This window comes from Herpetosiphon sp., from assembly GCF_003512625.1.
Lineage (GTDB): Bacteria > Chloroflexota > Chloroflexia > Chloroflexales > Herpetosiphonaceae > Herpetosiphon > Herpetosiphon aurantiacus.
This window is the reverse complement of sequence record NZ_DOPT01000017.1, coordinates 16,454-28,718: the sequence shown is the minus strand read 5'-3', so window position 1 is coordinate 28,718 and position 12,265 is coordinate 16,454. Positions and strand designations below refer to the sequence as shown.

Below are 12,265 nucleotides of genomic sequence, written 5' to 3'. Positions count from 1 at the left end.
ATCTGACTGGATTTAACGGAGAGGCGCAGAGAAAAATAGCGCTATATTCTCTGCGCCTCTCCGTTAATCATTAATTAGGCACGCATAAACGTTCGTGGATCAGCCCTAAATAATCAGCATGGCATCGCCAAACGAGAAGAATCGATACTGACGTTCGACCGCCTCGGCATAGGCTTGCATAATCAAATCGCGGCTTGCCAAGGCACTGACCAAGAGCAACAAGGTCGATTTTGGTAAGTGAAAATTGGTGATCAAACTATTGACCACTCGATATTCATAGGGCGGGTAGATATAAATACTGCTCCAGCCCGCCGCTGCTTGGATTTCGCCAGCAGTCAAACTAACGTCTTGGGATTGGGACACGGTTTCAAGCACACGGGTGCTGGTGGTACCAACCGTGATAATTCTCCCGCCAGCAGCGCGGGTTGCGTTGATTGCTTGGGCAGTTTCCGCCGAAAGCTCATACCATTCACTATGAATTTGATGATCAAGCGCGTTTTCAGTTTGTACAGGCCGAAATGTATCCAAGCCAACATGTAAGGTAACGCTAGCCCAACCAACCCCCAGCGCTTTAACCTGCTCGATTAATGCTGGTGTCCAGTGTAAACCTGCGGTTGGGGCGGCGGCTGAGCCGGCTTGAGCGCTATAGACTGTTTGGTAACGCTCAGGATCAGTCAGCGGGGCAGTGATATAGGGTGGGGTTGGCATTGAGCCAAGTTCGGGCAATCGATCATTAATCGGTTGCTCAAAACAGATAATTCGACTGCCGCTTTCCAATAATTCCTCAACTGTTGCTTGGACTTGGGCTCCACGATGGCCAGTGATGATTAAGCGTGTGCCAACCGCAACTTTGCCTTTGATCAAGGCTTCCCAGCGTTGGGCATCGCGTTGTTTGAGTAGTAGCAACTCGGTTTTGCCACCACTGGCTTTTTGGCCATACAAACGGGCGGGCAAAACCCGACTATCGTTGGCAACCAGTAGGTCGCCAGGCCGCAAATAACGCCCAATCTCATAAAAATGGCGATGCTCAAGCTGGCCTGTAGCGCGGTCGAGCACCAACAAACGCGAATGGTCGCGTGGCTCAATTGGGGTTTGGGCGATGCGTTCAGGTGGCAAATGATAATCAAAATCGGCAATTGGTAGCATGATGATTGGCTATAGACTATGGGCGATAGGCTATAGATAAAGCATACGTTTAGGGTTTATAGCATACCATAGAATATAAGGATGAGGGATGAGGAATGAAACTCATACCCGAAACTCAAGCGCCAAACGCCAAACCGCTGTTCTATGTTCTATGTTCTTATGCTCTATGCCCTTTGTAAAAGCCTTATGCTATAATGGCGCAGATACACCACCAAGATAAGGAACATCCATACAACTATGGAACCAGAAATTTTAGCTCGTCTCGCGCGGGTCGAGGCGCGATATATCGAACTCAATGATGAAATGACTCAGCCTGATGCGCTGAGCGACCATGTGCGTTTAACTACATTGGCCCGCGAACAAACCGAACTTGGCGAATTAGTCGGGCGGTATCGCGAGTTTATGCAGGCTGAAAAATCGGTCGAAGAAGCCAAAGCCCTTCTGCGCGAGGAGAATGATCCCGAGTTGCGCGAAATGGCTCAATTGGAGATCGATGAGCTTTCGGCTCGCATGGAAGCAATCGGGGCTGAAGTACGGGTTTTGCTCTTGCCACGTGACCCCAACGATGAAAAGAACGTGATCATCGAAATTCGCCAAGGCGAAGGTGGCGATGAAGCAGCACTCTTCGGCGCTGATGTCTATCGTATGTACCAACGTTATGCCGAAATTCGTGGTTGGAAAACCGAGGTTATGTCGCTCAGCGAAAATGGTATCGGCGGCTTCAAAGAAGTTATTTTTGAAGTGCAAGGCCAAGGCGCTTGGAGCCGGCTTAAATATGAGGGCGGCGTACATCGCGTTCAGCGCGTACCAGCCACCGAGGCCCGTGGCCGAATTCATACCAGCACGATCACGGTGGCGGTGTTACCAGAAGTCGAAGAAACTGCCGTCGAAATCAAGCAAGAAGATTATCGCATCGACGTGTATCGCTCAGGTGGTCACGGCGGCCAAGGGGTCAACACCACCGACTCAGCCGTGCGGATCGTGTACAAGGCTGGTACGCCTGAAGAAATTGTGGTTGTTTGTCAAGACACCCGTTCGCAAATCAAAAATCGCGAAAGTGCCTTGAATGTGTTGCGGGCACGGCTCTATGCGCGTGAGCAAGAAAAACGCCAAAAAGAGCTTGGGGAATCGCGCTTGGCTCAGGTTGGAAGCGGTGAGCGAGCTGAAAAAATGCGCACCTACAACTATCCTCAAGACCGCATTACCGATCATCGGATTGGCCAAAACATCTCAAACCTGCCGGTTGTGCTTGATGGAGCGCTTGATCGCTTGATCGATGCGCTAGTTACCTTCGACAACGCCGAACGGCTTAAGGCCTTGGGTATGGGAGCCTAGGAGTTTGTTGCATGCACTCGCCGCTTGCTGAATTTATTCGCCGCATGCCCAAATGTGAGCTTCATGTTCACTTAGAAGGCTCGATTACCCCTAAAACGCTTTTAGAGCTAGCGACGAAGAATGGCATTAGCTTGCCTGCTAGCGATTTGGCTGGGGTCGAGCGCATGTTTCAATATGAACATTTCCTCGGCTTTTTGGATGTGTATCGCACCTGTGCTCGCTGTTTGATCCATGGTGAGGATTTTGAGCGGGTTGCCTATGAATTGGCAATCGATTTGGCGCAACAACAGGTGCGTTATGCTGAAGTGATGCTCTCGCCTGCTCAGCACATGCTCCGCAACATGGATTTCGATGAGATTCTTGGTGGTGTTGCGGCTGGGTTTGCCCGTGCTGAGCGCGAGATGGGCATTGTGTGTCGGCCTGCCTTTGATTTTGGTCGGCAGTTTAGCCTTGATCAAGCCTTACGAGCGGTCGAGTTGGCCCAAGCTGGCATGCAATATGGGGTTGTCGCCTTTTCGATTGGCGGCGATGAGGCCAACTATCCCCCTGAGCCGTTTGTTGAGGTGTTTGCCTTGGCCAAGGCGGTTGGGCTGCACGTTATGGCTCATGCTGGCGAGGTCGCTGGGGCCAATAGCGTGCGCGGCGCAGTCGAAATGCTGGGCGTAGATCGAATTGGCCATGGTTTTCGGGTGCTTGAGGATGCCGAATTAACCCAATTTCTGGCTCGCCGTGGCGATATTACCTTCGATGTGTGCCCAACCAGCAATATTCGGACTGGTGTGGTTGCCTCGTTTGATCAACACCCTCTGCGCCAGATGCTCGATGCTGGATTGCCAATTACCCTCAACTCCGATGATCCAGTCTTGTTTGATACAACAGTAACTGGTGAGTTTTTGCTGGCCGCCGAACGCTATGATTTTACGATTGATGATATTTGTAAAGTCGCCCGCCAAAGCGCCAAAGCCGCCTTCTTACCAGCCGAACAACGCCAACAACTGCTGCTTGAGTTTGATCAACAACAAGCCCAATTGCGGCGCGAACTCGGCTTATAATCCGAAGAGCATAGAACAGAACAGAGGGTTCATTCTCTGCCCTTCCAGCAGGCGAGAGGAAACTATGCCATGATAGCTATTAGAACTTCCAGCTATGGTCTCTAGCTAACCCTTATTGCCTGACAATTGGCAACGGTTGCGAGGGCGATTCACGTAATTGCCCAGTAATCAAGCGATCGGTGGCGGGAGCGAGGGGTAGCCACAAGGTGAAGAGGCTGCCTTCGCCAACATTTGAACGAACTTCGATTGTACCGCGATGGGCATCGGTAATCCATTTGACGATCGCCAGACCGATGCCAGCTCCGCCGCCTTTGCGCACCCGCGATTTGTCGGCACGATAGAAACGCTGGAAAATATTAGGCAGAATATCGGGTGGAATGCCCTCGCCAGTATCTTGCACCCGCAAAGCCACCTCGCGCCCAACCCGCTCCAAACTTAGAGTGACTGCGCCACCTTCGGGCGTATGCTGAATCGCGTTATAGGCCAAATTGAGCATTGCTTGCTTAAGCCGATCGCGATCACCGATAACAGTTGCTTGATCTTCGCTGCCGATTTGGAGCTTGACATGCTCAGCCAGTGGGCGCAATTCGCGGAACACTTCCAAAATCAAGGTATCAAGCTCAACTGGCTCGCTACGCATTTGTACGCCAGCCTCGGTTTGAGCCAAAAACAGCAGGTCGTTGACCAAACGATTGAGCCGCGCTACCTCACGTTCTAAGTCGCTCAGCGATTCGTTGAGCAATTCGGGGTTGCGCATAGCTCCGCGCCGCAGCACCTCAAGGTTACCGCGCATCGCCGCTAGTGGGGTGCGCAATTCGTGCGAAACATCGGCGGTCAGGCGTTTTTGGGTGTTGAACAAACCTTCCATCCGCGCTAGCAAATCGTTGGTAATCGTGGCTAATCGCCCAAGCTCATCGTGGGGGTTGGCCACGGCGATACGGCGGCTCAAATCTTCGGCCCGCACAATTTGCTCAGCGGTGTTGGCGATCATATCAATTGGGCGCAAGCCGCGCTTGGTGATTTGGCTGATGCCCAAAAACATCAGCACCACTGTGAGCGAGCCAGCAATCAAAAACACCAACGACAAGGTATCCAAGGCCCGATCAACCGTGCGCAGCGATTGACTGGCCACCAACACCCCAACCACGGTATGATCGAAGGTCAAGGGCGAAACCACCTGCATTGTGCGACCATACGACGAAGGTTTGGTGTTAATGACTGAATTTTTCTCTAGTGCCGAGGCTAATTCAGTGCTATCGAGGGTCGGGCCTTCGCCCATAAACGAAGGTGTTGAGGCCAATCGCACGCCATTGGGGTAATACACCGCCACCGAAATCGGCGAACCTTCAAAATCTTCGTTGGGCACTGGCAACAACGAAACACTTGTGCCGCTAAAATAGCGCTCAAGCGGTTTTTTGGCCTCGGCATATTGGCTCTGAATTTGGTTGGTAGCCCGCACCAAATCATCGCGCACGCCGTTGAGCAAAATCGCCCGTTCCGCCGAATAGAGTGTCAACCCTAGAATTAACAATCCAAGGGTCATAAAGGCCACAGAAATGAAGGTTAGCCGATAGCGTAGGGTCATCGTTCACCGTAGGGTTGTTCACGTAAAATGTAGCCAGCTCCACGCACGGTGTGCAGCATGCGGCCTTCGCCCGATTCTTCGAGTTTTTGGCGCAGATAGCGCACATAGACCTCAATGATATTCGATTCGCCGCCGAAATCATAGCCCCAAACCCGATCATAAATGACATCGCGGGTTAGCACTTGACCTGGATGGCGCATAAATAATTCGAGCAATTCGTATTCTTTGGCAGTAAGTTGGACAGCGCGGCCTGCAATTGTGACCTCGCGCGAAGCCGTGTTCATCTCCAAGCCATTGACTTGCAAGACAACTGGGCCTTCGGTGCGGGCTACATGGCGACGCAGCAAGGCCCGAATTCGCGCTAACAATTCTTCAAAGGCAAACGGCTTGATCAAATAATCATCTGCGCCACTTTCTAAGCCCATCACGCGGTCGGGCACCGTTTCTTTGGCGGTCAACATAATAATTGGCACATCGCTGCCAGCCCGTAATCGCCGACAAACCTCAAAGCCATCCATGCCTGGCAACATAATATCGAGAATCACCAGATCGGCGGGGCGTTCACGAGCGGCGGCAATCCCAGTTGGCCCGTCATGGGCGACCTCAACTGTAAAACCTTCGAAGGCCAAACCACGCCGCAAATAGCCAGCAATTTCTTTTTCATCTTCAACAACCAAAATTCGTGCAGCAGCTTGCGGTTGGCTCATGCAGCACACTCCTTCTTTGAATAATAAACAACACCGCTAGGGTGTGAGATTCGGAATTATTCCCCCTAGCATAGCACATTCTGCTGAAAATCTGGCAAGAATCGGTTAAGGATTGGCTTAATTTTTAGTTTGCTACAGGCGATGTTTTTGGTATAGTTGTTGCTTAAGTCACGCCTGTATCAATCCAGCCAAGCATATTTGTGTATGGGAGTCGCCATGGACGAGCTTTCGTTGACTCTTGCTCGTTGGACAACTCGTCGTGTCATGACCGCCACTTTAGTCGTCCTCGCGATCATCGGCCTCGCTTTTGTGATTGTTAATTTTTATAGTGTGTTTGTGGTAGCCTTTATTGCCTTTGTGCTCAGCACCGCGATTCGCCCATTGGTGCAATTATTACAACGGCTCAAAATCTCACCCCAACTAGGGGTAATTATTGCCTACCTGCTATTATTGGCACTGCTGGTGGGCATTGTTGTGCTGATGGCTCCGCTGATCACCGAACAAATTACCGCAATTACTGCCAAAATTCCTGAGTATTATCATGATGCCCGCCAATTTTTAATTTCTTCGCGCAGTAGTTTTATTCGCAATTTAGCGTTACGTTTGCCACTTGATGCCCCAATTTCGCTATCTGGAGTTGCGCCCAGCGAAACCAGCCAGCAACAAACTGACGTAGCAGTAAGCCAACTTGTCACTGTTGTAGAAAATGCGGGCATCAGTTTGTTTGTGTTGATTGCCACCTTACTGCTGGGGTTTTATTGGACGCTTGATGGTGATCGGGTACTGAGAACCTTGCTCCAGCTCGTCGCGGCAGAAAAACGTGAGAATTGGCGTTCGCTGATTGCCGAAATTCAGGCCAAAATGGGCGCATTTATTCGCGGACAACTCATCCTTGATCTCTCGATTGGGGCACTTTCAACCGCCGCCTACTTGCTAATTGGTATCGATTATGCGATTGTACTGGGCATTTTGGCTGGTTTACTCGAAACCATCCCGATTTTGGGGCCAGTGCTTGGGGCAGTGCCACCCTTGCTGATTACCCTGGCCCAAGGTGACACAACCGCCTTTATTTGGGTGATTGTAGCGACCGTGGTGATTCAACAAATTGAAGGCACTTTTTTAGTGCCCAAAGTGATGGATCGGGCGGTTGGGGTGAATGCGGTGCTGACCTTGGTCGCTTTTGCGGCCTTTAGTGCGACCTTAGGCTTGGCTGGGGGGATTTTGGCCGTGCCATTGGCAGCCATTGTGCAAATTATCTTCACTCGCTTGGTGTTTAATCAAGCTGAAACCAGCACCAACGTCACTCGCCGTGATCGCTTTGGCGTGCTGCATTATGAATCACAGCAATTGCTCCAATCCTTGCAACGCCATAATCGGGCTGATGAAACTGAAGATGAAGCTAATATTGTGTTTGACGATCAGCTCGAACATGTGGTCGTCGATTTGGATGGCATGTTGGCGGCGATCAATAGCAGCGAGGAAGTAGCGGCATGAAACAGCTTGCACGTGTTACCGCAACCATCCTGTTTACGCTGGCGCTTGTGGTATTAATGTGGATGTTCAGCGATGCGGTGTTGCTTTTCTTAGTTTCGCTGGTGATTGCCTCGGCTGTGCGGCCCTTTGCTCAGCGCTTGATTGATCGGGGCATGAGCCGTGGAGCGGCCTATGGCTTGGTCTATTTTGCCAGTTTTGTGTTTTTTGGAGGCTTGTTTGCGGTGATCAGCCGTGGTTTGCTGAGCGAATTACAGCTAGCCGGCGACCAATTATTGAATTTTTACACTCGCGTCACGCTAACCTGGCCCCAAGGCCAAGAATGGCAACAAACGATAGCTAGCGAACTGCCCTCGCGTCAAGCATTGCTCGATTATTTTGCAGGAACTGATGGGACAGCAGTAATCAATAGCATCGTGGGGTTTGGCAGCGGCGTATTCGATTTTCTAGCACAGTTGGTGATTTTGCTCTCACTGAGCACCTATTGGGCAGTTGATCAAAACCGCTTTGAGCGTTTATGGCTTTCGTTGATCAGTGCCAAACATCGCCAACGCGCCCGCACCATTTGGCGGGCAGTGGAGTTAGAAGTTGGTGCCTATATTCGCAGCGAAGTTGCCCAAAGCTCGTTGGCAGGCATAAGTTTAGGGATTATTTTTGAATTGATTGGCTTGCCCTATCCAACGCTTTTGGCCTTGTGGATTGCCATTGCTTGGCTGGTGCCATGGGTTGGGGTATTGTTGGCCTTGATTCCAGCGGTGGCCGTAGGCTTATTGGTCAACATTCCTGTGGCCTTATTGGCAGGTTTATCGACAATCGCCGTGTTTGCCTTTTTGCAAATTTGGGTCGAGCCACGCTTGTATGGGGCCAATCGGGTTAGTCCAGTTTTGGTGGTGCTGATATTAATGGTGATGGCGCAAGCCTTTGGGATTTTGGGCATGCTGATTGCCCCACCCTTGGCAGCCACCATTCAAATTTTGGGGCGCGAACTGTGGTTTAGCAAATCGCCAGAGGAGCAATTGGCTGATGATTATCGCAATCAGTTGCATACCCTACGCCAACGGCTGGCGACGATTGAGCGCGACGAGGTGACAGCAGAAGTCGCAGCGACCGCCCAACATCAATCGTATATTCGCCAAATTGAGGCGCTAATGGATCAGACTCAAGCTGCGTTGGGCAATGCTGGCATGCTCAATCGTGAGCAATCGTAGTTAGTTCGGGCACGAGCCTAGAGCAAGATGAGGCGCAATTCATGAAAGAATGGGTAACCAAAACCGCTTGGCCGTTAACTCAACGCACCTTTAAAGCATGGACGGTCGATGATTGTTCACGCATGGCAGCATCGTTGGCCTACTATGCGGTATTTTCAATCTTCCCGTTGATTTTGCTGTTGCTTTCGATTTTGGGTTTTTGGCTACGCTTGCAAGGCGATACTAACACCAATGCTGAAGAAACTTTAGTTAATTCGTTGATGCAAGTCTTTCAAACCAGCCCACAAGTTGGGGTTGATGATTCAGCAATACGTACAGCCCTCACCGAAATTCTGAAAAGCCTCAGCCAACAAGCTGGCACCAATGCTCCAATTGCGTTGGCCACTACTTTTTTTGCCGCCAGCGGGATTTTCGTGCAAATTGATAAAGCCTTTGATGTGATTTGGGATATTCAACCGCAGCAAGGCAACTTTTTGCATACTGTCAAAAGCACCTTGATCGAACGTGGCAAAGCCTTTGCCTTGGTATTGGTGATTGGCTTATTGCTGATTAGCTCGTTGATTCTTTCCTCAGTCTTGCAAGCCTTGGAAAATCTCTCCAAAAGCTTCGATTTGCCTGGAGTTGGGGTTGGGTGGCAAATTTTCACGTTTGCAACGGCCTTTGCTATCAATGTATTAGTATTCTTTTTATTATTTTTTGCCATGCCCAAGCCCAAAATGCGCTGGCGTGATGTCTTGCCCGGGGCGATTCTGACCGCTGCGCTGTGGGAAATTGGCAAAATTGTGCTTTCGCTGTTTCTTGGCGGCAATAAATATACCGCTTCAACCACTGTGGCGGCTTTTATCGCGCTTTTGGCTTGGATCTACTATGCCAGCCAAATTATCTTTTTTGGAGCCGAGTTTTGTCGGGTGTATACCGATTGGAATAGCACCAAACGCGCTAAGCAAGCGCCAGCGGTCGCCTTACCGACTCCGCCCGATTTACCAACCACAGCCTTGCCGCCAGCTCTGGCTACGGCGCAACAAAAAGCCAGCTATGCGGTTGGTGGCACAGCCTTGGGCGTGGTTTTAGGGGTGCTGATGAGTATTGTTGGTACGCTAGTTGCGATTATCCAATTTATTCAAACCTTGCGTAAAGGCAAAGCCTAGCGTTATTGAGGATGTGAATATGAGCGACCCAAGCGAACAGCCAACGCCAATCGAGCCACCAGCGCCAGAACCCATGCCGATCGGCGACCCGCCGCTAGATCCAACGACCGCTGATCCGCCGCCAATTGGTGACCCGCCGAGCCAACCCCAGCCACCAATCGGCGATCCGCCCAAAAGTGGTGAGCATAAAACATAGGGGAAGCAGCGTGGTTCCCCTCGGCGGCTGAAGGGGTTCTATGTTCTATGTTCTATGTGTAATGGTTTATAGCATTAACAACGGTCAGCATGCCCTCACCCCCAACCCCTCTCCCATTGCGGCGGGCGAGGGGAGCACTCCTGGAGCGGTTCCCCCTCTTGTCGATCGGCGGCTGAGGGGGTTCTATGTTCTATGTTCTGCTAATGCCAATTGCATGCGCCGCAAGCCTTCGGCAAGCAATGAGCGTGGCGTGGCAAAATTGACCCGCCAAAAGCCCAAGCCAGCCTCGCCATACAAGCCGCCTTTTTCTGGCCCAACTTTGGCATGGGTGCGAAAACGCTCAGTTAGTTCTTCTTCGCTCCAGCCAGTTGCCCGAAAATCGAGCCAAGCCAAGTAGGTGCCTTCGAGTGGGGTTAGCCGCACCAATGGATTATCAGCAAAAGTTTGTTCGATCAGGCGATAGTTTTCACGCAGATAGTCGTGCAGCGCATCGAGCCATTCAGCACCCGATTCGTAAGCCACCGCTAGGCCAATATCGCCAAAAACTGTGCCAACATGATAGCCGCTACGGCCTTTTTCGGCTTCGTAGCGTTGACGATGCTCCTCGTTGGCAATCACGCCATACGAAGTCGTTAGGCCAGGTAAATTGAAGGTTTTGCTAGGAGCGGCCAAGGTAATTAGCTGGTCGGCCAAATCGGGGCGCAAACGGCCAAGCGGGGTAAATTCAGCAAATAGAGCCAAATCGCAGTGAATTTCGTCACTCACCACGATCACATTATGTTGCAAACACAAATCGGCAATCCGATTCAGCTCATCGGCGTTCCAAACTCGGCCAACCGGATTGTGCGGGCTACACAAAACCAGCATTTTGGCTTGAGCGAGTTTAGCCTCAAGATCAGCAAAATCGATCTGGTAGCGACCATCGACTTCGAGCAAGCGGTTTTCAATCAGCGTGCGACCATTGTCGCTGATTACACCATAAAACGGAGCATACACTGGTGGCTGAACGACAATCCCATCGCCAGCTTGGGTAAACGCCCGCACAGCGACATTTAATGCAAACACGACCCCTGGATTTATCACAATCTGTTCTTGGGGAATTTCCCAACCATGGCGGGTTTGATTCCACGTTTGAATGGCTTTGAACATGCGCTCAGGCCGCGCTGCATAGCCATAAATTGGGTGTTGTGCTCGCTCGATCAGTGCTTCTGTCACGGCTGGAGGCGAACGAAAATCCATATCCGCAACCCATAAAGGCAGCACATCAGCGCCACCAAGGAATTGCTCGCGCATATCCCACTTTACCGAATTGGTGTTAACTCGATCAATCACCTGATCAAAGAAATCTGCAGTGATCATGAATGCTCCCTCACGGCCACAAACTGGCTGCTACAGCGAGAGAACCTAGCAACAACTCGGCGCTGAGCCGCACACAGGTTCTGTTGGCACTCATTGTACTACCAATTTAGGGCAGATCTGGGCTTAAGTTAGCGGCGCATCGGCTTAGCGTTTTGGCGTTTCTGGCGCTCAAAGGCATATTCAACCCCAGCTTGCAACGTGCCTTGGGTGCGCACGCCCTGCAAATTTACGCCAAGTTGTACCAACGTTTGGGCCATTTCAGGCCGAATGCCCACTAATAACACTTCGGCTCCAACCAATTTGGCAGCCTGAGCCGATTGAATTAAGTTGTGCGCCACTTGAGTATCAACCACCGGAACCCCCGTTACATCGATCAATACGGTCGAGGCTTGTTCCTCGCTGATTCGTTGCAACAAGGCTTCGGTAATGCGGCTGGCTCGTTGTTCGCCCAAAACGCCAATCAACGGGACAACTAATACACCTTGCGAAAGTGGAATAATCGGGGTTGAGAATTCGGCAATTTGGCTGGCCTGCTCACGAATATGCTGTTCACGCGCTTTGAGAATTGTATCGGAGAGTTTCATCGCGCCAGTATAGACAATCGCATGCATCTGTTGCATCCACCACAATAATCCAGCGGGATTATCGGCAAACGTCGCGTTGAGATCTTCGGTAATTACTTCAACGCCCATATTGATGCCGAACAAAATATCTTCAACGGTTGCGCCTTGCTCAGCGCGTTGCGGGCCAATGCGCATCAGAAAATTGGGCATCGCCTCAACCGTACCAGCACTAAGATCGCTCACAAAGGCCGTGTAGGCATAGCGAATTGAGGTCTGTAATTGATCATAGCCAAAGCTACGATACAGATTGATTTTGGCTGCGAAGACGCGATCGGTGGCGGTGGTGACATAGCGATCAAGGTGCGCTTGAATATGCTCAAGAATAGGTTGCATCGATAGGCTCCGTTGTTGCGGCACCAGTGATCGAACATAGCGATTGATCAGAGTGGCGCTAATGTATTTAGTTGATTACCAA

11 protein-coding genes are annotated in these 12,265 nt (G+C 51.0%); 6 read left to right on the top strand and 5 right to left on the bottom strand.

Annotated features, from left to right (window positions below):
• Window positions 1–105 precede the first annotated feature (105 nt).
• Window positions 106–1,146: a tRNA preQ1(34) S-adenosylmethionine ribosyltransferase-isomerase QueA gene (queA, locus tag DEF47_RS03370; protein ID WP_012190334.1), complete on the bottom strand. Its 1,041-nt coding sequence runs from the start codon at window positions 1,144–1,146 to the stop codon at window positions 106–108.
• Window positions 1,147–1,395: 249 nt separating this feature from the next.
• Here queA and prfA point away from each other — a divergent pair, with 249 nt between their 5' ends.
• Both prfA and add read left to right on the top strand, forming a co-directional pair.
• A complete protein-coding gene (prfA, locus tag DEF47_RS03365) occupies window positions 1,396–2,481 on the top strand; it encodes a peptide chain release factor 1 (protein WP_041306419.1) in 1,086 nt (361 codons plus the stop codon).
• An 11-nt stretch (window positions 2,482–2,492) separates the two neighbouring features.
• Window positions 2,493–3,533: an adenosine deaminase gene (gene add, locus DEF47_RS03360; RefSeq protein ID WP_012190336.1), complete on the top strand. Its 1,041-nt coding sequence runs from the start codon at window positions 2,493–2,495 to the stop codon at window positions 3,531–3,533.
• A gap of 112 nt (window positions 3,534–3,645) precedes the next feature.
• On the opposite strand, the gene DEF47_RS03355 is transcribed toward add, so the two are convergent.
• Together DEF47_RS03355 and DEF47_RS03350 are read right to left on the bottom strand one after the other, a co-directional pair.
• The gene (locus DEF47_RS03355) at window positions 3,646–5,118 is read right to left on the bottom strand and encodes a sensor histidine kinase (RefSeq protein ID WP_012190337.1); all 1,473 of its coding nucleotides are present in this window, start codon (window positions 5,116–5,118) and stop codon (window positions 3,646–3,648) included.
• Window positions 5,115–5,825 (bottom strand): response regulator transcription factor, encoded by a 711-nt coding sequence (locus tag DEF47_RS03350; RefSeq protein WP_012190338.1) that lies wholly within the window; start codon window positions 5,823–5,825, stop codon window positions 5,115–5,117. Before DEF47_RS03350 ends, DEF47_RS03355 begins: the two co-directional genes overlap by 4 nt.
• A gap of 216 nt (window positions 5,826–6,041) precedes the next feature.
• Here DEF47_RS03350 and DEF47_RS03345 point away from each other — a divergent pair, with 216 nt between their 5' ends.
• The 4 genes from DEF47_RS03345 to DEF47_RS03330 are packed head-to-tail and all read left to right on the top strand — an operon-like array spanning window position 6,042 to window position 9,868.
• On the top strand, window positions 6,042–7,319 hold the full coding sequence (locus DEF47_RS03345) for an AI-2E family transporter (RefSeq protein WP_012190339.1): 1,278 nt from the start codon (window positions 6,042–6,044) through the stop codon (window positions 7,317–7,319).
• Complete coding sequence (locus DEF47_RS03340; protein WP_012190340.1) at window positions 7,316–8,524, top strand: AI-2E family transporter; 1,209 nt, start codon at window positions 7,316–7,318, stop codon at window positions 8,522–8,524. The genes DEF47_RS03345 and DEF47_RS03340 overlap by 4 nt, the downstream gene beginning before the upstream one ends.
• Before the next feature lie 41 nt (window positions 8,525–8,565).
• A complete protein-coding gene (locus tag DEF47_RS03335) occupies window positions 8,566–9,672 on the top strand; it encodes a YihY/virulence factor BrkB family protein (RefSeq protein ID WP_012190341.1) in 1,107 nt (368 codons plus the stop codon).
• A gap of 19 nt (window positions 9,673–9,691) precedes the next feature.
• Window positions 9,692–9,868, top strand: a complete 177-nt coding sequence (locus tag DEF47_RS03330; RefSeq protein WP_287044963.1) for a hypothetical protein — start codon at window positions 9,692–9,694, stop codon at window positions 9,866–9,868.
• 183 nt (window positions 9,869–10,051) lie between these two features.
• Here the strand turns inward: DEF47_RS03330 and DEF47_RS03325 are convergent, their stop codons facing one another.
• Window positions 10,052–11,227, bottom strand: a complete 1,176-nt coding sequence (locus DEF47_RS03325; RefSeq protein ID WP_012190343.1) for a MalY/PatB family protein — start codon at window positions 11,225–11,227, stop codon at window positions 10,052–10,054.
• Between the two features lie 128 nt (window positions 11,228–11,355).
• Window positions 11,356–12,183, bottom strand: a complete 828-nt coding sequence (locus DEF47_RS03320) for an STAS domain-containing protein (protein ID WP_012190344.1) — start codon at window positions 12,181–12,183, stop codon at window positions 11,356–11,358.
• Window positions 12,184–12,265: the final 82 nt, after the last annotated feature.